Source organism: Clostridium acetireducens DSM 10703, assembly GCF_001758365.1.
Classification (GTDB): Bacteria; Bacillota; Clostridia; order Clostridiales; family Clostridiaceae; genus Clostridium_C; species Clostridium_C acetireducens.
The window spans coordinates 1-25,303 of record NZ_LZFO01000032.1; the positions used below are offsets into that span (position 1 = coordinate 1).

The 25,303-nt window shown below is 26.8% G+C and carries 27 protein-coding genes and 1 other RNA gene; 2 read left to right on the top strand and 26 right to left on the bottom strand.

Features of this window, described 5'->3' with window-relative positions; genetic code table 11:
- The first annotated feature begins 128 nt into the window (after positions 1 to 128).
- The gene (brnQ, locus tag CLOACE_RS09240) at positions 129 to 1,451 is read left to right on the top strand and encodes a branched-chain amino acid transport system II carrier protein (RefSeq protein ID WP_070110852.1); all 1,323 of its coding nucleotides are present in this window, start codon (positions 129 to 131) and stop codon (positions 1,449 to 1,451) included.
- Positions 1,452 to 1,471: 20 nt separating this feature from the next.
- Here brnQ and CLOACE_RS09245 read toward each other — a convergent pair whose 3' ends face one another.
- The 26 genes from CLOACE_RS09245 to CLOACE_RS09370 form a co-directional block, all read right to left on the bottom strand.
- A complete protein-coding gene (locus CLOACE_RS09245) occupies positions 1,472 to 2,353 on the bottom strand; it encodes a DMT family transporter (RefSeq protein WP_084027609.1) in 882 nt (293 codons plus the stop codon).
- 27 nt (positions 2,354 to 2,380) lie between these two features.
- Positions 2,381 to 2,558: non-coding RNA, 6S RNA (ssrS, locus tag CLOACE_RS09250), on the bottom strand.
- 112 nt (positions 2,559 to 2,670) lie between these two features.
- Positions 2,671 to 4,443, bottom strand: a complete 1,773-nt coding sequence (aspS, locus tag CLOACE_RS09255; protein WP_070110824.1) for an aspartate--tRNA ligase — start codon at positions 4,441 to 4,443, stop codon at positions 2,671 to 2,673.
- 33 nt (positions 4,444 to 4,476) lie between these two features.
- A complete protein-coding gene (gene hisS / locus CLOACE_RS09260; protein ID WP_070110825.1) occupies positions 4,477 to 5,724 on the bottom strand; it encodes a histidine--tRNA ligase in 1,248 nt (415 codons plus the stop codon).
- 18 nt (positions 5,725 to 5,742) lie between these two features.
- Positions 5,743 to 7,182, bottom strand: a complete 1,440-nt coding sequence (locus tag CLOACE_RS09265; RefSeq protein WP_070110826.1) for a coproporphyrinogen III oxidase — start codon at positions 7,180 to 7,182, stop codon at positions 5,743 to 5,745.
- 22 nt (positions 7,183 to 7,204) lie between these two features.
- Entirely contained in the window at positions 7,205 to 7,798 is a 594-nt protein-coding gene (locus tag CLOACE_RS09270) for an MBL fold metallo-hydrolase (protein WP_070110827.1), read from the bottom strand.
- A 27-nt stretch (positions 7,799 to 7,825) separates the two neighbouring features.
- A complete protein-coding gene (dtd, locus tag CLOACE_RS09275; RefSeq protein ID WP_070110828.1) occupies positions 7,826 to 8,275 on the bottom strand; it encodes a D-aminoacyl-tRNA deacylase in 450 nt (149 codons plus the stop codon).
- A 15-nt stretch (positions 8,276 to 8,290) separates the two neighbouring features.
- On the bottom strand, positions 8,291 to 10,471 hold the full coding sequence (locus CLOACE_RS09280) for a RelA/SpoT family protein (RefSeq protein ID WP_070110829.1): 2,181 nt from the start codon (positions 10,469 to 10,471) through the stop codon (positions 8,291 to 8,293).
- 124 nt (positions 10,472 to 10,595) lie between these two features.
- Positions 10,596 to 11,114 (bottom strand): adenine phosphoribosyltransferase, encoded by a 519-nt coding sequence (locus CLOACE_RS09285; RefSeq protein ID WP_070110830.1) that lies wholly within the window; start codon positions 11,112 to 11,114, stop codon positions 10,596 to 10,598.
- A 122-nt stretch (positions 11,115 to 11,236) separates the two neighbouring features.
- Complete coding sequence (locus CLOACE_RS09290) at positions 11,237 to 12,082, bottom strand: DHH family phosphoesterase (RefSeq protein ID WP_070110831.1); 846 nt, start codon at positions 12,080 to 12,082, stop codon at positions 11,237 to 11,239.
- A 140-nt stretch (positions 12,083 to 12,222) separates the two neighbouring features.
- Positions 12,223 to 13,101, bottom strand: coding sequence for a protein translocase subunit SecF (gene secF, locus CLOACE_RS09295; RefSeq protein ID WP_070110832.1), 879 nt, complete (start codon positions 13,099 to 13,101; stop codon positions 12,223 to 12,225).
- A 1-nt stretch (position 13,102) separates the two neighbouring features.
- Positions 13,103 to 14,368, bottom strand: a complete 1,266-nt coding sequence (gene secD / locus CLOACE_RS09300) for a protein translocase subunit SecD (RefSeq protein WP_070110833.1) — start codon at positions 14,366 to 14,368, stop codon at positions 13,103 to 13,105.
- A gap of 19 nt (positions 14,369 to 14,387) precedes the next feature.
- On the bottom strand, positions 14,388 to 15,755 hold the full coding sequence (gene scfB / locus CLOACE_RS09305) for a thioether cross-link-forming SCIFF peptide maturase (protein WP_070110834.1): 1,368 nt from the start codon (positions 15,753 to 15,755) through the stop codon (positions 14,388 to 14,390).
- 64 nt (positions 15,756 to 15,819) lie between these two features.
- Complete coding sequence (gene scfA / locus CLOACE_RS09310) at positions 15,820 to 15,957, bottom strand: six-cysteine ranthipeptide SCIFF (RefSeq protein ID WP_070110835.1); 138 nt, start codon at positions 15,955 to 15,957, stop codon at positions 15,820 to 15,822.
- 75 nt (positions 15,958 to 16,032) lie between these two features.
- Positions 16,033 to 16,398, bottom strand: a complete 366-nt coding sequence (locus CLOACE_RS09315) for a TIGR04086 family membrane protein (RefSeq protein WP_175429457.1) — start codon at positions 16,396 to 16,398, stop codon at positions 16,033 to 16,035.
- A gap of 65 nt (positions 16,399 to 16,463) precedes the next feature.
- Positions 16,464 to 16,823, bottom strand: a complete 360-nt coding sequence (yajC, locus tag CLOACE_RS09320; RefSeq protein WP_070110837.1) for a preprotein translocase subunit YajC — start codon at positions 16,821 to 16,823, stop codon at positions 16,464 to 16,466.
- 59 nt (positions 16,824 to 16,882) lie between these two features.
- Complete coding sequence (gene tgt / locus CLOACE_RS09325) at positions 16,883 to 18,013, bottom strand: tRNA guanosine(34) transglycosylase Tgt (protein WP_070110838.1); 1,131 nt, start codon at positions 18,011 to 18,013, stop codon at positions 16,883 to 16,885.
- A 13-nt stretch (positions 18,014 to 18,026) separates the two neighbouring features.
- Complete coding sequence (gene queA, locus CLOACE_RS09330; RefSeq protein WP_070110839.1) at positions 18,027 to 19,052, bottom strand: tRNA preQ1(34) S-adenosylmethionine ribosyltransferase-isomerase QueA; 1,026 nt, start codon at positions 19,050 to 19,052, stop codon at positions 18,027 to 18,029.
- 31 nt (positions 19,053 to 19,083) lie between these two features.
- Positions 19,084 to 20,082 carry a Holliday junction branch migration DNA helicase RuvB gene (gene ruvB / locus CLOACE_RS09335; RefSeq protein WP_070110840.1) on the bottom strand — a complete coding sequence of 333 codons (999 nt, stop codon included), beginning with the start codon at positions 20,080 to 20,082 and terminating at the stop codon, positions 19,084 to 19,086.
- Between the two features lie 13 nt (positions 20,083 to 20,095).
- Positions 20,096 to 20,683: a Holliday junction branch migration protein RuvA gene (gene ruvA, locus CLOACE_RS09340; RefSeq protein ID WP_070110841.1), complete on the bottom strand. Its 588-nt coding sequence runs from the start codon at positions 20,681 to 20,683 to the stop codon at positions 20,096 to 20,098.
- Positions 20,684 to 20,791: 108 nt separating this feature from the next.
- Entirely contained in the window at positions 20,792 to 21,391 is a 600-nt protein-coding gene (locus CLOACE_RS09345; RefSeq protein ID WP_070110842.1) for a hypothetical protein, read from the bottom strand.
- 335 nt (positions 21,392 to 21,726) lie between these two features.
- Entirely contained in the window at positions 21,727 to 23,190 is a 1,464-nt protein-coding gene (locus CLOACE_RS09350; RefSeq protein ID WP_070110843.1) for an Ig-like domain-containing protein, read from the bottom strand.
- 40 nt (positions 23,191 to 23,230) lie between these two features.
- A complete protein-coding gene (locus CLOACE_RS09355) occupies positions 23,231 to 23,581 on the bottom strand; it encodes a hypothetical protein (protein ID WP_070110844.1) in 351 nt (116 codons plus the stop codon).
- A 16-nt stretch (positions 23,582 to 23,597) separates the two neighbouring features.
- The gene (locus CLOACE_RS09360; protein WP_070110845.1) at positions 23,598 to 23,798 is read right to left on the bottom strand and encodes a BhlA/UviB family holin-like peptide; all 201 of its coding nucleotides are present in this window, start codon (positions 23,796 to 23,798) and stop codon (positions 23,598 to 23,600) included.
- A 309-nt stretch (positions 23,799 to 24,107) separates the two neighbouring features.
- Positions 24,108 to 24,386, bottom strand: a complete 279-nt coding sequence (locus CLOACE_RS09365; RefSeq protein ID WP_070110846.1) for a hypothetical protein — start codon at positions 24,384 to 24,386, stop codon at positions 24,108 to 24,110.
- 125 nt (positions 24,387 to 24,511) lie between these two features.
- Complete coding sequence (locus CLOACE_RS09370) at positions 24,512 to 24,805, bottom strand: hypothetical protein (protein WP_070110847.1); 294 nt, start codon at positions 24,803 to 24,805, stop codon at positions 24,512 to 24,514.
- A 123-nt stretch (positions 24,806 to 24,928) separates the two neighbouring features.
- On the opposite strand from CLOACE_RS09370, the gene CLOACE_RS09375 reads away from it, so the two are divergent.
- Positions 24,929 to 25,141, top strand: coding sequence for a helix-turn-helix domain-containing protein (locus tag CLOACE_RS09375; RefSeq protein WP_207644905.1), 213 nt, complete (start codon positions 24,929 to 24,931; stop codon positions 25,139 to 25,141).
- Positions 25,142 to 25,303: the final 162 nt, after the last annotated feature.

Here is a 25,303-nt window from a genome sequence, read left to right on the forward strand (position 1 = left end):
AAGTATTCACTCCTCTTTGTTGTGTATTTTTGGTGGTACTTAAATATTCGACATTTTGGGGTGAATTTCCTTTTTGAATAATAAAAAAGTTAGTAAAATCAATGATTATAAAATATGAAATTTACTCTATTATGAAAAAATCTACAAATGATGCCATAGTCGTAGGATTTGCTCTATTTTCTATGTTCTTTGGTGCCGGTAACTTAATCTTTCCCCCGTTTCTTGGTAAAACTGTAGGAACCCATTATTTAATAGCTGTATTTGCTTTTGTATTAACTGCTGCGGGACTTCCATTAATGGGTGTACTTGCTTGTGCAAAGTGTAATGGTATATTCCCAGATATGGCAGCAAGAGTTGGTAAGAAATTTTCTGTAATTTCTTCAATAATATTAGTTATAGCTATAGGACCGCTATTAGCTGTTCCAAGAACTGCTTCTACAACTTTTGAATTATCAATAAGACCATTTTTTCCAGGTGCAAGCAGACTTGTTTCAGTTACAATTTACTTTATAATTACATACGCGCTTCTTTATAACCAATCTTCAATTGTTGACACAATAGGTAAAATATTAACTCCAGGACTATTAGTTTTATTAATTGTTATGATAGTAAAAGGTATTGTATCTCCTATGGGAAATGTAATCGATACAAATGCTACAGGTGTATTCCCAATGTCTTTTGTACAAGGATATCAAACCATGGATGCTATGACAGTTACAATATTATCATCATTAATACTAGGTTCCTTTAGAGATAAAGGATATAAAACTTATAATGATATATTAAAAATGACTTCAAAAGCTGGTGTAATAGCTGTTGGTGGTCTTGCTATAATATATGGAGGTTTAACTGTACTTGGTTCTCAATTATCTGGAATATTCCCAGGAAAAATTGAAAGAACTGAATTAGTTGTTGAAATTTCTCGTAGAACATTAGGTAACTTTGGTGCAGTTGCTTTAGCTATAGTTGTTGCACTTGCATGTTTAACAACTGCTATAGGTATTACTGCAGCATCTGCTCAATACTTCACTAAACTTTCTAACTATAAGATACCATACAAAGTTAACGCAGCAGTACTTTCTTTTGCAAGTATAATTGTTGCTTCAATGGGTGTTGATAATATAGTTGCTTTTGCAGATCCAATACTACAAGTATTGTATCCTATTACTATGATATTCATTATAACTACATTAATGGGTAAACTTATTCCAGATAACAGAATAGTAGCTTTAACTATTTACGTAGTATTAATAGTTAGTTTCAGTTCTGTAGTAGTTAGTCCAACTGGTATTAATGCAGATATACCTGCTCTTAAAGCATTTTTAGATGCATTACCATTATCAAGTGCGGGATTTGCTTGGTTAGTTCCTGCAATTATAGCCTTAATTGTAGGTAAGATGATATTTAAACGAAATGACTTAGTAGATCATAGCGTTACTGCAGAAGAATAAATAAAAAAAATAAAGAAGCTCTATTCATGAGCTTCTTTATTTTTTTTACCTTTAAGAGTTACAAAAGAACCTAAAAGTATAAATACAATTCCTAATAAAGTATTAAAAGGTATATTTTCTGCTAATATTATTAGAGATAAAATAGGAGCTAAAGCTGGCTTTATAAAAAATACTATAGAAGCTGTAGAAGCTGAAGTTTCTTCCATAGCAAAAAAGTAGAATAAATAACCTAACCCAGTAACTACTATCCCTAAGTAAATTATATGTATAATATTACTAGATGACACCCCTGATATTACAGGAATTTTAAATAAAAGTATGCCTATAAAAAGAATTATATCTCCTACTAAAAAAGTAAAGCAATTCATTATAATACCTCCATACTTTTCTATTTTCATCTTTCCTATTACACTATACAATGAAAATGTTAATGCCGCTAATATTGCAAATATTATACCTTTTATATCTAAAGTAATGTTAAAAGGATTTAAAATACATATTATTCCTATAAAACTTAAAACTAAAGATATTATAGTACTTTTAGTTAAATTTTCTTTAAGTATAAAATAAGCAAAAGGTATTGTAAACATAGGGTTTGTACTAAATACTATAGCTACTACAGAAGCTTTGGTATATACTATTGCAAGTTGAAAAAATCCCATACTAACTATTACGCATAATGCTCCTGTTAACATAAAATAAAAAAAATCATATTTTTCTAGTTTTAAATTTCTTTTTTTAAATTCTTTTATAGCAAAGGGAAGTAAAAATAATCCTCCTATTAAAAATCTTAAAAAAGTAAGCTGAAATGGATTAATTTCATTGGAAATTATTTTACCTCCTATTTCCATAGTACTGAATATAAAAGCTGTTATTACAACATATAAATACCCCTTTTTCACATGCAACCCCCCTAAAAATAGCAAAATAAAACTCCCACTATGCCGTTTTATGAGTTTTATTGAACCCGCGTCCCCTGCAGGTGGGTATCTCCTTCTTGCTTCTTGTTTTTAAAAAATTCTCAAAATCATTCTACAAGAAGAGTCCGATTCCCTATTCAATGATGTTAGATCAATTATACTCAATATACGAACACAGTAGGATTTTATTTTTACTAAAATATACTTCTTACTTATATTATACTATAAACAAACTAATATTTTTTTTATAAATAATTTATATTTTATTAAAATTGCTAAAATAAGCTTATTATCTAAGTTTATTTTGTACGTATGCCTAATTCTTTAATCTGCTCTTCATCTACTACATTAGGAGCTTCTGTTAAAGCACAGAAGGCATTTTGATTTTTAGGGAAAGTTATAACATCTTTAATATTATCCGTTCCAGACAAGAACATTATCAATCTATCTAGTCCATAAGCTAATCCCCCATGTGGTGGTGGTCCAAATTTAAATGCTTCCAATAAAAATCCAAATCTTTCCCAAGCTGACTCTTGGCTAAATCCTAATACTTTAAACATTTTTTCTTGAAGTTTACTATCATGTATTCTAATACTTCCTCCACCTAATTCTTCTCCATTTAATACTATATCATAAGCTTTAGCTCTTACCTTACCTGGTTCAGTTTCTAAGTACTTAATATCTTCATCCATAGGCATAGTAAATGGATGATGTTCTGCTTGATATCTTTTTTCTTCTTCATTATAAGATAGAAGAGGGAACTCTGTAACCCATACAAATTTAAATTCTTTATTATCTTTTAATAGTTCTAATTCTTTAGCCATGTGCACTCTTAAAGCTCCTAAACTTTGAAGAACTACACTATTTTTATCTGCAACTATTAATATTAAATCTCCTTTTTTAGCTTCCATTTTATTTATTATATTGTTTATTTCTTCTTCTTTTAAAAATTTAGCTATAGGTGACTTAATTTCATTTTCTCTATAAGCTATCCATGCAAGTCCCTTTGCTTTATAGTTTTTTACAAAATCTGATAATTTATCAATTTTCTTTCTTCCCATATCAGCACAGTTTTCAACTTTTATTGCTCTTACTGAACCTCCATTTTCTATAGCACCTCTAAATACTTTAAAATCACATTCTTTTACTTCCTCTGTTATATTAACTATTTCCATACCAAATCTTAAATCTGGTTTGTCTGTTCCGTATTTTTCCATAGCAATTGAATAAGGCATTCTTTCTATTGGAATTTGTACATCTACATCTAATATTTCTTTAAATATTCTCTTTATTAATTTTTCATTTAATTCTATTACGTCATCTTCTTCTACAAAAGACATTTCCATATCTATTTGAGTAAATTCTGGTTGCCTATTGGCTCTTAAATCTTCATCTCTAAAACATTTTACTATTTGAAAATATCTATCAAATCCTGAAACCATTAAAAGCTGTTTAAATAGCTGAGGTGATTGAGGAAGAGCATAAAATTTACCTGGATAATTTCTACTTGGTACAAGATAATCTCTAGCTCCTTCTGGTGTGCTTTTAGTAAGCATTGGGGTTTCCATTTCTAAAAATCCATTTTCATCTAAAAAATCTCTTACTATTTTAGCTGTTTTATGTCTTATTATAAAGTTTCTCTGCATATCTGGTCTTCTTAAATCTAAATATCTATATTTTAATCTAATATTTTCTGCAGCATCTAAATTTTCCTTTATGTATATAGGTGGTGTTTCTGATTCTGATAATATTTTCACACTTTCACCTTTAAGTTCTACCATTCCTGTTGGAATGTTTTTATTAGGTGATTCTCTTTTATATAAAGTTCCTGTTATAGCTATACAATATTCTGACTTTATTGTATCTGCAATTTCAAAGGCTTCCTTATTTATTTCTTCTCCAAAAACTACTTGTAATACCCCAGTTCTATCTCTTAAATCTATAAATATTAGTCCTCCAAGATTTCTTTTTCTTTGAACCCATCCCATAACAGTATATTTTTGTTCTACATTAGATTCTCTAAGTTCGCCACACATTGTATTTCTTCTAAGTCTATTTAATAATTCTCCCATTTTTATTCCTCCCTGTGTCTTTGTACATATAAGTTATTTTATTATATTAATTATGCTATCTATATTATTTAGTTCTAATTCAAATTGTTCTCCATCACTCATTCTCTTAAATTTAGCTTTATTAGAAGTTAACTCATTTTCTCCTATAACTACTGTAAATTTTGCATCTATTTTATTGGCATATTTCATTTCATTTTTTACACTTCTATTCATATGATCATATTCACACTTTAAATTATTACTTCTAAGTAAATTTACAAATTTTGCAGCTTCTATTTTAGCTTTATCCCCCATATATCCTACATACAAATCTATATGAGGCTCTTTTGGTATATCTATATTGTTCTCTTCTAAAGTTAGTAGAAGTCTTTCTATACCCATTCCAAAACCAACTGCTGGCATAGATGTTCCTCCTATTTGCTCTATTAAATTATCGTACCTGCCACCACCACATACAGTTATATTATCATCTACTATTTCAAATACAGTTTTAGTATAATAATCCAGACCTCGTACAATAAGAGGATCTACCTCATAATTAATTTCCATAGCTTCTAAATAAATTTTTAAATCTTCAAAATGTGTTCTACATTCATCACATAAAAATTCTAAAATCAATGGAGCATCCTTTACAATTTTCTTGCAATTTTTATCTTTACAATCTAATATTCTCATAGGATTTTTATCAAACCTAGTTTTGCATGTATCACATAAATTTTCATAATTTATATGTAAATAATTTTTTAAAGCTTCATTATATTTTTTTCTACATTTTGGACATCCTATACTGTTTATATGTAATTTTAAATTTTTAACTTTTAATTTATGGTATACACTCATTGCTAAACTTATTATTTCTGCATCCAGTGTTGCATCTTTTGCTCCAAAAACTTCTACTCCAAATTGATGGTGTTGTCTAAGCCTTCCCTTTTGAACATTTTCATATCTAAAAACTGGCGTAAAATAAAACAGCTTTGTAGGTTGCATTTCATTAAATAATCTACTTTCTACAAATGCTCTTACTGCTGGAGCTGTTCCTTCTGGTTTTAATGTTATACTTCTATCTCCCTTATCTTTAAAAGTATACATTTCCTTTTGAACTACATCTGTTGTCTCTCCAACTCCTCTTATAAATAATTCTGTATGTTCAAATATAGGAGTTCTAATTTCTCTACAGCCATAAACTTTAGCTATATTTCCTAATAGTCTTTCTAAGTATTGCCATTTATATGAATTTTGAGGCAATAAATCTTTAGTACCCTTAGGTGCTTGCATTTCCATTATATATCCTCCTTAATATTATCTAAAGGCTTTTATACAATTCATTAAAAGCCTTTTCTTTTTTTCTACCATTTCAGTAACTCTTTTTATATATTCTCTTACATCTTTAACATTTGCCACTCTTTCAATTCTATTTTTATCTAAAAATATTACTTTAGAAACAGCTCCTGCTCCAATTGCTATAATACATTGTCTTTCTTCAATCATTTGTATATTATAAATTCCTTCTTTTCCTAATATCGAGTATCCTACATTTTCCATATTGCCCAACATATTTTTTTGCCTATACATATAATAAGGCTTCATACCTAATTTATCAGAAAGTTTTACTATTTCATTATACATTTCATTTATTTCTTTTTGACTTACAGTATTCATTTTATTATTATTTACAATACTTTCATAAAGTATTGAGCCTCTTTTAATAGCTAATCCGTGAATAGTAATACTATCTGGTTTTAAATTTAAAATTTTATTACAAGTATTTTCTACTTCTCTTAATCCTTCTCCTGGAAGTCCTATAATAAGATCCATATTTATATTACCAAATCCAAGTTTTCTTGCTAATTTAAATTTTTCTACTACATCTTGGCTAGTATGTGCTCTTCCTATAGATTTTAACGTAGAATCATTCATTGTTTGAGGATTTATACTAATTCTATTAACTTTGTATTTTTTCATTGTTTCTAATTTTGATAAACTTATGCTATCTGGTCTTCCACATTCTACTGTAAATTCACATATATTTTTATTAGAAACAAAATTTGAATATATTTCATTCATTATATATTCAAAGCTTTCTTCATCTATAGAAGTTGGAGTACCTCCTCCAAAATATACATTTTCAATTTTTAAGTTTTTATCTTTTATATAGTTAGACATATATTTTATTTCATAAGATAAAGCCTTTAAATAAGGCTTTACTATGTTTTTACATTTAGATATTGGATTAGAAGTAAAAGAACAATAAAAGCATTTAGTTGGGCAAAAAGGCATATCAATGTATACACTTACTTTATGGTTATCTTTATTTACCATGGTTTTTTCAACTTTTGCCACATCTATACATAACTGTGCTTTATCTTTTCTAGTCATATTGTGATTTATAAAATGATTTATTATTTCTTCTTCTGTTTTTCCCTTATTAATTAAGTCCAAAGCTATCTTACTAGGTCTTATACCTATTAATGTACCCCAAGGTAGTTCTTTTTTTGTTTTATTTCTAAAATACTTAAAAATAGATTTTTTTATAAATTCTTTAAAAGTAATATCTTCTTGGAAAACAAATTCCTCAGCATCATATTTACTTTTACATACTACTTTTTCAGAGCTTATATTTATATAATAATCATACTCATTATCCACCATTTGAACACTGCCTAAATCAAAAAAAAGATTAACTATGTGATATACTTCATATCTATACTTTATATCATTTAACTTTATTTTTACTATCATAATTACTCCTTATAAATTGATTTTATAAAAATGGATTATTCATTTTTTCATTTTTTATAGATGACTTAGGACCATGTCCTGGTAAAACTATAGTATCATCTGGTAAAACTGTTAGCTTCGTCTTTATACTATTTATTATAGTACTATAATCTCCTCCTTCAAAATCTGTTCTTCCAATAGAACAAAAGAAAAGAGTATCTCCTGTAAATACTATATTATCTACTAAAAAACTCATTCCTCCAGGAGTATGTCCTGGTGTTTCTATACATTTTAATTTTATATTTCCTATTTCTAATATATCTCCTTCTTTTATATATTTATCTGATTTAATTTCCCCAAATATAAATGAACTTTTAGATGCTAATTTTTCATCCTTTTCATTTATACATACTGGAGCATTAAATTCTTTTTTTAAATCATCTACAGCTCCTGTATGGTCTAAATGTCCATGGGTTAAAATTATATATTTTACTTTACATTTTAAATCTTTTATTGTATCAATTATAAATTTTCCACTATCACCTGGATCAATAACAGCTGCTTCTTTAGTATTCTCATCCAATAATATATAACAATTAGCTTCATAAGCTCCTACTGGTAAAACTTTTATTTCCATACAATTCACTCCTATATAAATAATAAATTAAAAAGTTTTCTTACTTTCTATTAATAAAGTAACTGGTCCATCATTCTCTATAGAAACTAACATATCTGCTCCAAATTTTCCTGTTTCAACTTTTTTTAAAGTATCTTTGCATTGACTAACAAATTCTCTATATAACTTTTCAGCATCTTCCCCACCTAAAGCTTCTGTAAAACTTGGTCTTCTTCCTTTTCTACAATCTCCATATAAAGTAAACTGTGATACTATTAATATTTCACCTTTTACATCTAACAAAGACTTGTTTAGTTTACCATTTTCATCTTCAAATATCCTTAAATTTAGTATTTTATCTTTAAGATATTTTACATCCTCTAAAGTATCTTCTTTAGAAATGCCTAATAATACATTTAATCCTTTTCCTATTTCTCCTATAATTTCACCCTTAATTTCTACTTTTGATGACTTTACTCTTTGTATTACAGCCCTCATACATTTCACCCCACATTAATTTTTTGTTCTATAGACATCAATAACACCTTTTAATCTTCTGATTTTTTTCATTAAATCTCTTAAATGGTCTATATTAGATATTTTAATTTTTATGCTCATGTTTGCAATACTTCCTTTATTGGTTTTTGCATTTATAGCATACAATTGAGTATTAGTTGCTGTTAATAATTGCATTATTTCTGCTAACAAACCAGATCTATCTTCTCCTCTTATTTGTATTTCAGTAATATATTCCGCTTGTTTTGAAGTATTCCAACTAACTTCTATTAACTTATTTTCATCATTTATAATCAAATTTTCTACATTTTTGCAATCTCTTCTGTGAATAGAAACTCCTCTTCCTTTTGTTATATATCCTATTATATCATCACCTGGTACAGGATTACAGCATTTAGCAAATCTAACCAAAACATTGCTTTCACCTTTTACAATTACACCAGGACCTTTGCTTTTTTTTCTTAAATGCTTATTATTTTTTACAATTCTTTCTTCCATTTCCTTTAATTGCTTATGTGTCATTTCATTTTTATTTTTGTCTATATAATGCTCTTTAAGCTTAAATACTATGTTAGATGCCATTACAGTTCCTATACCTGCTGCTGCATATAAATCTTCCATGTTATTTAAATTATATTTTCTTAATATATGCTCAAATTCTTCCCCTTTAGCAATTTCACCAAAATTATATCCTTGTTTTTTAGCTTCTCTTTCTAAAAGCTCCTTCCCTTTACTAGTATTTTCCTCTTTTTTTGCTTTTTTAAACCAAGCTCTTATTTTACTTTTTGCTTGATTACTCTTTACTATATTTATCCAATCTATATTAGGACCTTTTGAATTAGAAGCTGTTAATATTTCAACTATTTCTCCTGTTTTTAAATGATACTCTAAAGTAACCATTTTCCCATTTACTTTTGCACCAATACATTTATGACCTATATCTGTGTGTATTTTATAAGCAAAATCTATTGGTGTAGCTTCATAAGGTAAATTAATTACTTTACCTTTAGGGGTAAATACAAATACTTCATCTGAAAATAAATCTATTTTAAAAGCTTCCATAAATTCTGATGCATCTGAAGTTTCTTTTTGCCATTCCAACATTTCTCTAAGCCAGGAAAGTTTAGATTCTATAGTATTTTCACCACTTATACCTTCTTTGTATTTCCAATGAGCAGCAATACCATATTCTGCTGTTATATGCATTTCAAAAGTTCTTATTTGTATTTCAAAAGGTTTTCCCTGAGGTCCTATAACAGTAGAGTGTAAAGATTGATACATATTAGGTTTAGGCATGGCTATATAATCTTTAAATCTTCCAGGCATAGGCTTATACATAGTATGAGCTATCCCTAAAGAAGCATAACAATCTTTTACTGTTTCTACTAATATTCTTACTGCTGTTAAATCAAATATTTGATCTATAGTTTTATTTTTCTTTAACATTTTTCTATATATACTATAAAAATGTTTAGGTCTACCTTCTATTTCTGAATATACTCCAGATTTAATAAGATTATTTTCTAATTGATCTATAATTTCTGCTATATAAGCTTCTCTTTCTGCTCTTTTATCTGCTACTTTTCTTACTAAATAATAATACTCATTAGGATTTAAATATCTAAAAGATAAATCCTCTAATTCCCACTTAATTTTTGATATTCCAAGTCTATGTGCAAGAGGAGCATATATATCTAAGGTTTCTTTTGCTTTTTCTTTTTGTTTTTCCACAGACATATACCTTAAAGTTCTCATATTATGAAGTCTATCCGCAAGCTTTATAAGTATTACTCTAACATCCTTTGCCATAGCTAAAAGCATTTTACGTATATTATCTGCTTGCTGTTCTTCTTTTGTTTTATATTTTATTTTTCCTAATTTAGTAACTCCATCAACTAAATCCGCTACTTCTTTATTAAACATTTCTTTTACATCATTATAGGTATATTCTGTATCTTCTACAACGTCATGCAGTAATCCTGCAGCTATAGTATTTGTATCCATTCCTAATTCCATTAGTATAAATGCCACCTCTTCTGGATGGCTAATATAGGCTTCTCCTGATTCTCTTTTTTGATGTTTATGTGCCTCTTTAGCAAAATTATAGGCTTTCACCAAAAACTCTTCATTTAAATTATTAGAATTTTTTCTTACTTCACAAATTAATCTATCTAACATGACGTTACTCCCTTAAAATCAATGGCTGGTTTAAAAAACCAGCCATATTTTTTTATTAATATTATATTATATTTTGTAGAAACTTGCAATTTAATTTGTTTTTTTAAACCTTTTATAGAAAATATTAAACATTATACTTAACTAATGAATTAACATTGTAGCCTTTTAATTCATCTATGCCTTTTAAATCTGTTAATTCTATTACAAAATCTATAGAAACTATTTCTCCTCCTAATTTTTCTACTAATTTAGCTACTGATGAAATTGTGCCTCCAGTAGCTAATAAGTCATCTACTATTGCAACTCTTTCACCTGGCTTTATAGCATCTTTATGAATTTCTAACTCATCTTTTCCATATTCTAAATCATAAGAAACTTGCATAGTTTCACAAGGAAGTTTTCCTTTTTTTCTAACAGGAACAAATCCAGCTCCTATTGTATAAGCCAGAGCTGAACCAAACATAAATCCTCTAGCTTCCGGAGCTACTATTAAATCTATATTTTTATTTTTTAAGTTTTCTGCCATTTTATCAACAGTATATCTGAAAGCGTTTTTATCATTTAACAAAGTTGTAATATCTTTAAAACTTATTCCTTTTGCAGGAAAATCTTCTATTATTCTTATTTTTCCCTTTAATTCCAATTTTATTCCTCCTATGTACAATACAAATTAGTTTTATTAGATTAAATTTATAAAAAGTAATTTTTTTACTTACATTTTTAATTATATATTAAACAAATATATATTCAATATCAAATTATATTTTATAAATAAATATGCATTACTCTAGTTTGATTTTTAAAGTATTTTGCTATTTGTTCTGCTCTATCATTATCACTAGTAGTAAATAACTCTACTGCTATTTTAGCATTATTAATGTATTTTGTTACATTTAAAGCAGGAGTTATATCAAAAATTAACTTATTAATACTTTCTCTATTAATATTCATTACTTTATAAACTTTAATTAATGCTTTTAATCCATAATTATTAGTATTTTTTAATTGTTGTATTCCCATATCTACTATACTTTTGTTTTCATTAACTATTTTTGAACTCTTAAAAATAGTACCTAACATAACAAGATCTAAATACTTGTTTACATATTTCATATTGTAGTACACAGACAATGCTTGCACTAATTTATAAACAACTCCTACTCCACATAAATCTTTACATGGATATGTACATTTAATTTTATTAGGATTAACAATTATAGTACTAGGTAAACTATTACTTTTATGATAATCTGTTATTATCAAATCTATTCCAAATTTTTTACATAGCTCAACTTCTGATGAAAAACTTGTTCCACACCCTACTGTAATTATAAGACTTGCTCCTAAAAATTTTATATGATTTTCTACAACATCTTCATTTAATCCTTTTTTTTCATCATCAGGAATAAAATATTCTACATCCGCTTTTACATAATTTAAAACAAGTAGCAACAAGGATATAGCTGTTATACTATCTAAATCATGATGTCCATATATTACAATTTTTTCTCTTTTATTTACTGCCGCAACAATTCTATGCAATGCTTTTTCCATATCACTTAAAAGAAAAGGATTATAATAAAATTCCATAACTCTACTTAGCATCTCCATAACTTAATCCTCCAAATTTATCGAAAACATTTATATTATAATTTAAATTGTTGCTTTTTACAAATATTTTTAAAGAAGCCCTAGTATAAAATAAAAAATCCAGAAGATATTTCCTCTGGATTTTTCATTGTTTTAGTAAATTAAGCTCTAGCCTTCTTTAAAGATTTATTTTTAAATATAACCCATATAGGACTAGATATAAATATAGATGAATAACATCCACATACTATACCTATTAATAAAGGAAATGTAAAATCTCTTACTGAGGGTACTAATATGTATACACTTGTTATAGTAATTAACGTTGTTAATACTGTATTTATTGACCTAGACATAGTTTGAGTTATACTAATATTTGCTAATTCTTCATCGTTTATTTTTCTAAACTTCTTCTTGTTTTCTCTAATTCTATCAAATATTACTATAGTGTCATTAATTGAATAACCTACAATTGTCAATATAGCAGCTATAAAACTTGAATTAAGAGGAATTTGAAAAATAGCATATACTCCTATTGTTATCATAATATCATGTACTAATCCTAATATAGCAGCTAAGCCAAATTTAAATTCAAATCTTATTGCTACATATAAAAGCATAGCTAATGTAGCTAAAACAAGAGATGTTACAGCTTTTTGTTTTAATTCTTTACCTACAGAAGCACCTATTCTATTTTGTGAAACTAAATCTTTATCTTTCAATTTATATTTACCTTTTAGCTCAGAAAATATTTTTTTTGCTTCATCATCTGTTATATTATTACTTTTAATTTCAATTTGAGTTCTATTAGCTTTATTTGTAATAGCATCACTGGCATATTTTTTTACTATTTTATCTACATCTGGCTTATTAAAATCTTTTTCCATTTCTATTACTAATATAGTACCACCTCTAAAGTCAATACCATAATTTAATCCCTTTGTAATTAATGCTCCAAAACCCACTACTATTATTATTAAAGAAATTGTAAACCATATTTTAGTATTTTCTATTATTTTTAGAGTGTTTTTAAAACGCATACTAGTTTGCCTCCTTTTTTACGCCAAAATGCCATAGCTTACTTAGTATTCCTGCTTCCACTGCTAATTTTAATAAAAATCTAGATACTGTAACTGCAGTAAACATACTTAATATTACTCCAATCATAAGAGTTAATGCAAATCCTTTAACTGCTCCAGATCCTAGCTCATAAAGTACAACTCCTGCAATAATAGTAGTTATATTAGAATCTAAAATTGAAGAAAGAGCTCTATGAAATCCTGAATCTACTGCTGACTTTATAGACTTACCATTTCTTAATTCTTCTCTTATTCTTTCAAATATAAGTATATTGGCATCTACTGCCATACCTATAGTTAAAAGAAATCCTGCTATTCCTGAAAGAGTTAGTGTAGCTTTTATTCCAGTAAAAGTTAAAAGTACTAATAATATATATAATACTAATGCAATATCTGCTATTACTCCTGGTACTTTATAATATAAAATCATAAATAAAAATATAAGTGATATTCCTATTACTCCTGCTTTAACACTTAATGGCAGAGCATTAGAACCTAATGTAGCTCCTACTGTCTTAACTTCTACAGGTTTTACAACTACTGGTAATGCTCCAGATTTTATTATACTAGCTTGTCTTTTAGCTTCATCCATACTTTTACTTCCTGTTATTACAGCTTTACCACTAGTTATTACATTATTAACCACAGGCTTAGTAAGTGGTTCTTCATCCATATATATAGCTATAGGTTGACCTAAAAACTTTTTTGTTGCTTCTGCAAATTTCTTAGTTCCTGATTCATTTAATTCCAATCCAACAGTTGGGCTATTATCCTCAGAATTCATGTATGCTGTGGCATCTTTCACATCTTTACCTGTAAGAATAACTTGATTATCTGGTCCTATAAATTTAAGTTCTCCTGTTTTTCCTACGCTTTCTATAACTTCCTTAGCATCGTATTTTCCCGGTATTTCTATTCTTATTCTCTTTTGTCCTTCTCGTGTAACCGTAGTTTCACTAACTCCCAATTTATTTACTCTCATAGATAAAAGTTCTATAGTTCTGTCTATAGTTTTTTGGTCTACATTATTAGATTGAATTTCTTCCACTAAAGAAACTCCTCCTTGTAAATCAAGTCCTTTGTTTATTGTTTTAGAAAAAGGTTTAACTACATATCCTCCAACTTTAGTTCCGAAAGCACATACATAAGCTACTAATCCTATTAATAAAACACAAACTATAAACAAAGCCAAGCTTTTACCTTTTTTATTTTTTCTCTTACTTTTCATTTTTATCCTCCTTTGTACTTTAAGCTTCCTCCATAATTTTTACTTTTAATGCTATAGCACATTCTATTCTTTTTTTCTGCATCTTACAACCCAATTTATAAGGTACATGGATATCTTTATTAAAGTTAAAATTATTAGCTTGGCATCCACCACTACAATAAAACCTAGCCCAACACTCTCTACATTCTGGTTTATTATATATATGAGCATTTTTAAAGTGTTTTGATATACTTAAATTTATATCTCCTTTAAATACATTTCCCATTTTAAAATCTTCATTTCCTACGAATTGATGACAGGGATATATATCTCCTGTAGGAGTTATAGCTACATATTCATGACCTGCACCACATCCTGAAATTCTTTTATAAACACAAGGACCTCCTTGAATATCTATATTAAAGTGATAGAATTTAAATTCTTTTCCTTCTTTATAACGATTTAGCATTTCCTTATAAAGTTTGTCATATTGTTCAAATATAATAGGTAAATCTTCTTCTCTTAAAGATAAATCATGGTCTTCTGGAAGCACTACTGGCTCTATAGATATTTCATCAAATCCTTCATTTGCTAAATGCATTATATCCTGAAAAAAATCTAAATTATTTCTAGTAAATGTACCTCTAGCATAGTATTGTTTAGATTTATCTCGCATTTTTACCATCTTTTTTATATTACGCATTATAGTATCATAAGTACCTGATCCATCTATTCTTAATCTTACATTGTCATTTACATTTTTTCTTCCATCAATACTTAATACTATATTTCCCATGTTTTTGTCTAAATATTCCATTACATCCTCTGTTAATAAAGTAGCATTAGTAGTCATAGTAAATCTTATATTTTTATTATAAAGTTTTTCCTGAGATTTGGCATACTCTACTATTTCTTTTATAGTATCAAAAGCCATTAATGGCTCTCCTCCAAATAAATCTACTTCTATGTTTTTTCTAGGTCCTGAATTTTTAATTACAAAATCAATAGCTTTTTTTCCAACTTCCGGAGACATTATTTCTCTTTTTCCTTTATATTCTCCTTCATCAGCAAAACAATATTTACATCTTAAATTACAATCGTGAGCTATGTTTAAGCATAATGCTTTTATATAAGAATGTTCTTCAGACAAATTATTTGCTATTGTTTCATACAAATCTTTTGAATATAAACACTCTTCCTTTATTAATTCTTGTATTTCAGCATAAGATTCTTCTATTTCTTCCTTTGAATATTTACTTTTATATAAATCTAAAATAGTTTCTATAGGTTTTAATTTTTCATCATCTAATATATCATAGGTTAACTTGTCCACTACGTGAATAGATCCGGAATTTACATCAATTACATAATAAACATTGTCTTGTATAAATTTATGTATATTTGCCAATTTTTTTTCCTCCCTAACTAAATTTAAAGCAGTAACCTTATAAAAGTTACTGCTTTAACATATATTAATTTTCACATGCTAAGTTTGCTACTGTGCAAGAAGTTTTACATGCTGATTGGCATGAATTTGCACATTCTTTACATCCTGGTTTATTCAAACTACTTTTTATGTTATTTTTATTTATTGTTTTTATATGCTTCATAATACTAACGCCTCCATTTCAAAAAATCAGTTTCTCTTTTATTATAACATAACATTATTTCTAAATAAAGTTTTTCTAAATATTTATACCTATAATTCCAGATAAAGCCCCTACTACTAAAGCTAGTAATAACCTAATAACTCTGTTCATTTCAATAGAGTTTGTATTTCCAGATAAAATAGATACAATATAAATTACTGTCATATATAATAATGCAACTAATATTCCTACTAACCAACCTTTTTTGTTTATTTTTTTCACAGCAAAAATAGAACCATACATTACACTTAAAATAGTAGTTACTAAGTAAAATGTAGAACTTATACTGCTTAAATCTTTAAATGTCATTACAATAGAAAATATCAAAAGTAAAACAACTGTAAGTATACTACTTCTTAATACACCATCAGCTATAAATGAATAATTACTTTTGTTCATTATAAAACACCTCCTATATTATTTATACAAGAGATGTTTTACTATAATTACTTTTGTTTTAAATATTTTTATTTTTCTTCCTTAACTTCTTTATATTCTTTATTTTGTTTTTCTTCCTTTTTTTCTTTACTAAACAAACCTTTCTTTGGCTCTTCTATGGTTTTATTGAATACTTGTAGTATTCCGTTTTTTTCTAGTTTAAATCTTACACTATCTGGACCTGATTGAATAATTACATAGTCTTTTTCAATATTGACTATTTTCCCTATTATACCTCCTCTTGTTAAAATTTCATCATTTGCCTTTAATCCTTTTATCATAATATCATATTTTTTCTTTCTGTTTTTTTCAGGCATGTATATTACTAAATAGAAAAAGGCTATAAAAAATATTAATGGTATAAAGGCTGTAAAAGCTGATTGACCCATAGTATTCCTCCTTTTTTGTATTAAAATATTTTATATATATATTTAATATTAAATATATACTAAGCTTTTCCTCCCCATTGTTCTAACTTTTGTGTTTTATATTGGCTAAAATAATCTCCTTCAATAGCTTCTCTGATTTCTTTCATTAAATTATTATAAAAATACAAATTATGCAATACACAAAGTCTCATAGCCAACATTTCTTTGGCTTTAAATAAATGCCTTATATAAGCTCTAGAATAATGTCTACAAGCAGGACACTGACAACCTTCATCTATAGGTTTTTCATCCAATTCATACTTTGCATTTAATAAATTTATTTTACCATACTTAGTAAACACATGAGCATGTCTTCCATTTCTAGCTGGTAATACACAGTCAAAAAAATCTACTCCTCTATCTACTGCTTCCAATATATTAATTGGTGTACCTACTCCCATAAGATATAGAGGTTTATCTTTTGGAAGATGAGGAACTACTGCATCTATAATTCTATACATTTCTTCATGACTTTCTCCTACTGCTAAACCTCCAATAGCATATCCTTCTAAATTCATTTTAGCTATAGTTTTAGCATGCTCTATTCTTATATCATCATACACTCCACCTTGGTTAATCCCAAATAATATTTGTTTTTTATTTATAGTATCTGGTAGAGAGTTTAATCTATCTAGCTCTATTTTACATCTTTCAAGCCATCTTGTAGTTCTTTCTACTGATCTTTCCACGTATTCTCTTGGAGATGGATTAGCTACACACTCATCAAATGCCATAGCTATAGTAGAACCTAAATTACTTTGTATTTGCATACTTTCTTCTGGTCCCATAAATATCTTTCTTCCATCTATGTGAGAATTAAAATAAACTCCTTTTTCTTGTATTTTTCTTATGTTTGCCAGTGAAAATACTTGAAATCCACCGGAATCTGTTAAAATCGGTCTATCCCAATTCATAAACTTATGAAGACCACCCATTTTTTTTATAATTTTATCTCCTGGTCTTAAATGTAAATGATATGTATTAGATAATTCTACTTGGCATCCTATTTTCTTTAAATCCATAGTAGAAACAGCTCCCTTTATTGCCGCTAATGTGCCTACATTCATGAATACAGGTGTTTGAATAGTACCATGTGGTGTTACAAATTCTCCTCTTTTAGCTTTTCCGCACATTTTTATCAATTTGTACATAAACACACTCTCCTTATTTTAGTAACATAGCATCTCCAAAACTAAAAAATCTATACTTATCTTTAACAGCCTCATTATAAGCTTTCATAATAAGTTCTTTTCCTTCTAAAGCACTTACTAACATTATTAATGTAGATTGTGGTAAGTGAAAATTAGTAATTAATTCATCCACTATTTTAAACTTATATCCAGGATATATAAATATATTAGTCCATCCAGATTGTTCTTTAACTCTTCCATTTTCATCGCCTATAGTCTCTAATGTCCTACTAGATGTAGTTCCTACAGCTATTACTTTTTTACCATTTTCTTTAGTTTTATTTATTATATCTGCTGTTTCTTTACTCATATTATAATATTCTGAATGCATATTATGATCTTCTATGTTTTCTACCTTTACTGGTCTAAAAGTTCCTAATCCTACATGCAAAGTCAAAAATACTACATTTACACCTATATCTCTTATTTTATTTAAAAGTTCTTCTGTAAAATGCAGTCCTGCAGTAGGAGCTGCTGCTGAACCTTGTTCTTTGGAATATACTGTTTGATACATTTCTTTATTTTCTAATTTTTCTTTTATATAAGGTGGAAGAGGCATTTGTCCTAATTTATCTAACACTTCCTCAAAAATTCCCTCATACTGAAACTCAACTATTCTGCTGCCTTCTTCTCCTATGCTTTTAATTTCTCCTACTAATTCACCATTTCCAAAAACAAATCTAGAGCCTACCTTAGCTCTTTTACCTGGCTTAACTAATATCTCCCAGGAATCTTTATCTATTCTTTTCAATAATAAAAACTCCATTTTACCACCAGTTCCCTCTTTTACACCTAGTAATCTAGCTGGTATAACTCTAGTATCGTTTAATACTAGACAATCTCCTGGCTGAAAATAATCTATTATATCTTTAAATATTTTATGTTTTATTTGTCCTGTTTTTTTATCTACAACCATTAATCTAGCTTCATCTCTTTTTTCAAGGGGATATTGTGCTATAAGCTCTTCTGGTAAATAAAAATCAAATTCCTCTGCTTTCACTTTTTCACTCTCCATTTCTATATTAAAAGCATTATTTTTTGTATCTATTTAAGTGTTTATATGCTTTATCTGATGCTATTCTACCTCTTGGAGTTCTAATTATAAAACCTTTTTGCAAAAGATATGGTTCATATACATCCTCAATGGTATCAATTTCCTCTCCTATAAAATATGCAAGAGTTTCTAATCCTACAGGTCCCCCTTTAAAATTATCTATTATTGCCTTTAATATTTTATTATCTATACTATCAAAACCTTCATTATCTACATCCAAAAGTTTTAAAGCTGCATTAGTAGTTTTCATATTTATAGTTCCATCACCTTTAACTTCTGAGTAATCCCTAACTCTTTTTAAAAGTCTATTAGCTATTCTAGGAGTACCTCTAGATCTTTTAGCTATTTCTAAAGCAGCCTCCTCATCTATTTCGCTTATATTAAGTATTTTAGAGGACCTTATAATTATATATTTTAATTCTTCTTCATTGTAAAATTCCATAGGACAAAGCACACCAAATCTTCCCCTTAAAGGAGATGTTAAAAGACCTATTCTAGTGGTTGCACCTATAAGAGTAAACTTAGGCAAATCCAATCTTATAGATTTAGCTCGGGCTCCTTTTCCTATTACTATATCTAAAGAGTAATCTTCCATAGCAGGATATAATATCTCTTCTACAGCTCTATTTAATCTATGTATCTCATCTATAAACAAAACATCAAAATTTTCTAAACTAGTTAATATAGCTGCTAAATCTCCTGCTCTTTCTATAGCAGGTCCTGATGTTACTTTTAAATTCCCCCCCATTTCATTAGCTATTATATTAGCTAATGTAGTTTTTCCTAAGCCTGGAGGTCCATAAAGTAAAACATGATCTAAAGATTCATCTCTATTTTTAGCAGCTTGTATAAAAATATTTAACTTTTCTTTTACCTTATTTTGACCTATATAATCCTGAAACCTGCTTGGTCTTAAATTACAATCTACATTAAAATCTTCACCTATACTTAAAGGGCTAACCATTCTCTTTTCCATAAACTAACCCCTTTCAGTTCATTAAATATTTCAAAGAATTCTTTATTATATCTTCTATTGATTGATTTTTATCTATTTTATTTAAAGCTTTTTCTGCTTCGCTTTTTGAATAACCTAAAGATACCAAAGCCTCTAATGCCTCCCAAACTTTGCTAGAGTCATAACTTTCATCTTCTATAGTATCTATTTCACTATTATCTAATTTTATCTTATCTTTTAATTCTAATATAATTCTCTGTGCTGTCTTTTTTCCTATGCCTGGAGCTCTTGTAATAGTATTTTCATCTCCTGATAAAATAGCATATTTCAATTTATTTACATTAGTTATAGATAAAAGAGACATAGCAGCTTTAGTTCCTACGCCGTTTATAGTTAACAAAATATTAAACATATTTCTTTCTTCTTTTGTTAAAAATCCATATAATTCTATAGAATCCTGTTTAACTATTTGTTGTAAATATAAAATCACACTTTCATTTATTTTAGGCATATTTGTAATGGTATTTCCTGAAGCATAAATCTTATACCCTATATCATTATTTTCTATAATAATATACTCTTTATTCATACCCATATACTTTCCTTTTATATACTCGTACACAAAATTCACCCCTAAAGCAATAACTTTACTTTAAAAGTAAAGCTTAAATTCCTAAATAATACTTTATCATTTTAATTAAATTAATTCAACTTAAAATCCTCGGGAATACTACTCATAGTCCCCGAGGATTGCTTCAACATCTTCTTTTTTATTACATTGAAAATACTTATCACCATTTATTAAAAGATTTATATCTTCTTCTTTTAAGTTATTTATGCCAATATCTGTAATATCTTCTGGATTTTCAATATACATATCTCCATTTTTATCTGTTTTATATATAGCTATATGTCCATCTTTTATTCCTAAAACATATTTATTAGGAGAATATTTATCTACTTCTTTTACTAATATTACTTCTTTTTTAGTAACCTCATTCACTTCATAACCTGATTTTTCATAAAAATCTTCTAATTCCTTTTTAGTTTTTCCTGCAAATTTATTTGCTTTTTCTTCTTTTTGTTTTATACATTCTCCACTCTTCTTATATTTAATTTTAAATACTAATTTAGAATTTTTGGAAATAGTTTCATCTGTACTAGTTTGAATTGTCATTTTATCTATATTTTCTTCTGTATTAACTAATCTTTTATTTAAATCCATTTCCCTATTTTTTAATTTACTCATAGTAATATAATAACTTATTCCAAAAATAATTATTAATATAGTTATAAATAATGCCTTTTTAGTTTTTTCATTTTCAAACATAATATCCCTCCTTAGGAATATTATGTCCTATTTTATATAAAACTATACTATTTTAATAATTTTTTAGCCAATTATTTTAAATAAATATTTAACCTAATACTTATCCTTCAAATTCCTCTGGAAATTCAGCATTATGCCAAACATTTTGAACATCATCATCAATAAGGTTACAAACATAGTAACTTAAAGGATTGTAATTAATTTTTAATCTTAAAATTGTAAATGTATATCGTAATCTTTAATATTCTTATTTATATATACAATAATAACATTTTCCATTATTAACTTCAATACCTTTTTTATTTTATTTTTAAAACTATTATTTATATTCTATATTAATATGTAATTATGTCAACTTCTTTATCTACTTTTATATTATTATTATTTTTAGCAGCAGCAGTAATTTTAAATTTTGTAATTAAAGCATCATCGAAAATATATTCATCCGTTATTTTAATAGTACAAGTTGTATCGGTAAAATCTGTAATAGTAGCCCATTGCTTAACTACCTTTCCGTTATTTCCTATATCTTCTACGCTCCAAACAACTGGAATGTTAGAATTCCATGTACTTGTCCTTCCAAGAAGAATTCTACTTTTACCTGTAATCTCTAATTTAACCGCTTCTATAACATTTATATTAATTTGTTTAGTAATATTTTCGTATGATATTGTTAAAATTGTACTACCTGCATTTATAGCAGTTATTTTTCCTATATTGTTATCTACACTTATATTAGAATTATTACAACTATAATGCACTATTGGATTTTCTATTATTTCTGTAGTTGTATTATCTCCTTGTGTAGTTTTCTTTTCTATTTCTGTTACTTTTAATACTTTAGAAGTATTATTATCTATTGTTATTGTATCTCCTGTAAATTCTACTCCATCAAGTGTAATAGTTTTAATTTCATAAGTTGCCACTATTGGCAATGGCTTAACTACTTTTACATTTATAATTTTTTCTACATTTTTAAATTGTACTTTTATAGTAGTATTGCCTTCTGCAACTCCTGTAATTAATCCTTTAGAATCTACAGTAACTATATTTTTATCATTTGATGTATATATTAATGTAGGATTTATTACATTTTCTATTTTTCCATCTATTGTATCTGTAATATTTACTATTAATTGTTTTGTTTTACCTTCTTCAATAGATATATTATCTTCTACAATATTTATAGAATAATTATGTTTAACGTTATATTTCCAATAATCCGCTATTTCACTTTCTACATTATCGTTAACATTATCAATAGCAACTTTTTCTGCATATAAATATTTTATTCCTTTGTTTTCGCTTGTAAATCCTACTACTTTCCAAGCATTTTGCATTTTTAAAAATCTTTTATCATATGTTATTTTACTTGTAATATCATTCATTTGACAAATAATTTTAATATTACCCGAAGGTAATTTAATTTTAGCATTTTCTTCTGCATCTTGTACAAATGTACTAATACAACAATGTACTTCTTCTAATTTATTATCTATATATATTTTTATTTTATTATCGCATCTTCGCATTATATATTTTATATATATATTATTGATAGTTTCTTCCTGTAAAATTATTAAATATGTATTATTTTCAAATTGAATTAAATCGCCCTGTTGTATCGCATCTTCTACATCAAAATATATTTTTTTATCATCTGTACTAGAAATAGGAATATTATTGTATTCTTTAATTATAGCAGTTGTTTCTATAATTTTATCGGCTCTAGTTACTTTAACTTTTTTACCAAATCTTTTTTTATTATCTTTATATACGTTTTTAATTGGATTATTCAATATATCAACTCCTTTCGGCTAACGTTTGAACTGTTACCTGTTACCTTCTTCTAGTAAATAATAATTTTATATTAGAATATTCTTCTTCTTCTTCATCATTTGGAATAGTAGATATTTTTTGTTTTATATCTTCAATTCTCATTCTTAGCCATTTAACCGCTTCTGTAGTAGATTGAATATCTTTAGCATCAATTTTTCTCATTAAATCGGTGTCATTGCATAACGTTTCAAGTACATTTACAATACTTAATAATAAATTCCTTTGCATAGTTTTTTTATCATATGTATCTGTAGCATTTAACTCATTCTCCTGTAAAAATACTTTATATTCATCATCAGAATAATATTCTTTATTAGATAATTCTAATTTAAATCTTTCTAAGATTGTCATGTTATCAACTCCTATCTTATTTAATTTTGGATTTTATTTCTTTTACATCTTCTCTTACATCTTCAATAACATTAAATTTTTCTGTAAGTTTATCTAAAAGTGTCTGATATTTAGTTTCTCTATCTCCTGTAGTTTTTAGTGTATATATTAATAAGAATACAAATAAAGCGTATCCCAAACCCTGACTACAAGCCATTTTTAATAATTCACCTTCCATATGTAATTACACCTCCTATCATCTCCTTAAATTAAAAAAATCGCCAACTGGCGATAACTTATGTTACTACTTTTTAAAATATTAACCTAATTGTAAAATACAATAATGCGATTAACTGTGCGAATAAGTAGGCGAATAACTAGTAGATTGAAAACTTTTATAGTCGCACTTTTATCTTCTGTAAGTATTGATACTATGCGAAAGTAAAATCGCAATAAGTAATAAGAAATAAGCCAATCAGTAATCAATTAATAAAAAAGTAAACAATTATTACTATATAATTTATAATCCACAAAAGTGTGGAATGAATTACTTACATAAATAATATTGTAAAGAGTTTATTCCAACAAGGTCTACTGCTTCAATTTTAATAGAATTAATTTGAAAATCTTGTAATTCTAAAATAGAATCAGTTTTTAGATATACATAATCTTTAGAATTATTAATATAAACCTTAAAGTGTCCTATTACATCATAAATTTTTAAATACTCCATATTATCAAATTCTTTTTCATGAACTTCAGTATCCTTTGAAAATTGTAATTCTCCGTTAGATGTAACTATTTTACTATATTTTATTGTTCCCATATATAAAGACCTCCTATATTTTTAAATTTTAATTTGACTTGGTCGGTTAAATCGTCTTAGTTATAAATTTTTTATATAAAAAAAAGGAATGGGCAAATGTCCAAACCTTTAAAGTATTTTTATTTTTATATATATGTTTCTAAAATACATTCTAACATTTGTGTGCATACTATTTTTTTACTGTAAAAATCTAATTCATCCGTATCGGAATTTATAATTACATAACCATTTTTAACTTCTAAAAATTGATTTTCTGGAATCTCTCCACCCAAACATATATAATCTTCTACTTCTTTATATGTTGCTAATTCTTTTCGATATACTCTTGTATTCCAATCTTTACACATTTCTTGTATTTCTTCTTCTGTGCCTAATCCATAAGTACCATTTTCTAGTCCAAAGTTTATTAATTTTTTCATTTTATAATCCCCCTTGTTTTTTTATATAATTATATTATAGTTATAACTATAATACTTGTCAATATTATAATCTAAAGTATATAATCTAAACTATAATACTTGTGATTATAATATAAGTAGGAGGTGATTATAATTATTATTTTTACATTAGATAAAATACTAAATAAAAAAGGTAAAACAAGATATTGGTTATCTAAAGAAACTGGAATAGATAATAATACATTAGGAAAAATATATAATAATGAGAGTAAACAAATTAAACTTGAAACTATTAATAAAATATGTATTGCTTTAGAATGTAATATAAAAGATATACTTGAATTTATTAAGGATTAGATATATTCTAGTCCTTATTTTTTATATCTTTTTTATATACCTTTTAATAAAGTGTATTTTTTCTGTGGGGGAAAAAGTGGTTAGTAGTAAAAATTATTTTTGTAAAGGGGTAACGTGGTATAATTGTAATATTTTTTTATACATTTATACAAATTATAATAT

Bases quoted from the DNA above. Each gene is read 5' to 3' on its own strand.
- CLOACE_RS09360 (WP_070110845.1), bottom strand. From the start codon at position 23,798: ATGGAAGGTGAATTATTAAAAATGGCTTGTAGTCAGGGTTTGGGATAC.
- CLOACE_RS09270 (WP_070110827.1), bottom strand. From the start codon at position 7,798: ATGGAAATAAAAGTTTTACCAGTAGGAGCTTATGAAGCTAATTGTTAT.
- secF (WP_070110832.1), bottom strand. From the start codon at position 13,101: ATGCGTTTTAAAAACACTCTAAAAATAATAGAAAATACTAAAATATGG.
- CLOACE_RS09345 (WP_070110842.1), bottom strand. From the start codon at position 21,391: ATGTTTGAAAATGAAAAAACTAAAAAGGCATTATTTATAACTATATTA.
- CLOACE_RS09355 (WP_070110844.1), bottom strand. From the start codon at position 23,581: ATGACAATCTTAGAAAGATTTAAATTAGAATTATCTAATAAAGAATAT.
- scfA (WP_070110835.1), bottom strand. From the start codon at position 15,957: ATGAAGCATATAAAAACAATAAATAAAAATAACATAAAAAGTAGTTTG.
- CLOACE_RS09290 (WP_070110831.1), bottom strand. From the start codon at position 12,082: ATGGAGATGCTAAGTAGAGTTATGGAATTTTATTATAATCCTTTTCTT.
- CLOACE_RS09365 (WP_070110846.1), bottom strand. From the start codon at position 24,386: ATGGGAACAATAAAATATAGTAAAATAGTTACATCTAACGGAGAATTA.
- hisS (WP_070110825.1), bottom strand. From the start codon at position 5,724: ATGGAAATGCAAGCACCTAAGGGTACTAAAGATTTATTGCCTCAAAAT.
- secD (WP_070110833.1), bottom strand. From the start codon at position 14,368: ATGAAAAGTAAGAGAAAAAATAAAAAAGGTAAAAGCTTGGCTTTGTTT.
- CLOACE_RS09280 (WP_070110829.1), bottom strand. From the start codon at position 10,471: ATGTTAGATAGATTAATTTGTGAAGTAAGAAAAAATTCTAATAATTTA.
- ruvB (WP_070110840.1), bottom strand. From the start codon at position 20,082: ATGGAAAAGAGAATGGTTAGCCCTTTAAGTATAGGTGAAGATTTTAAT.
- aspS (WP_070110824.1), bottom strand. From the start codon at position 4,443: ATGGGAGAATTATTAAATAGACTTAGAAGAAATACAATGTGTGGCGAA.
- tgt (WP_070110838.1), bottom strand. From the start codon at position 18,013: ATGTACAAATTGATAAAAATGTGCGGAAAAGCTAAAAGAGGAGAATTT.
- CLOACE_RS09265 (WP_070110826.1), bottom strand. From the start codon at position 7,182: ATGATAGTAAAAATAAAGTTAAATGATATAAAGTATAGATATGAAGTA.
- dtd (WP_070110828.1), bottom strand. From the start codon at position 8,275: ATGAGGGCTGTAATACAAAGAGTAAAGTCATCAAAAGTAGAAATTAAG.
- CLOACE_RS09370 (WP_070110847.1), bottom strand. From the start codon at position 24,805: ATGAAAAAATTAATAAACTTTGGACTAGAAAATGGTACTTATGGATTA.
- yajC (WP_070110837.1), bottom strand. From the start codon at position 16,823: ATGGGTCAATCAGCTTTTACAGCCTTTATACCATTAATATTTTTTATA.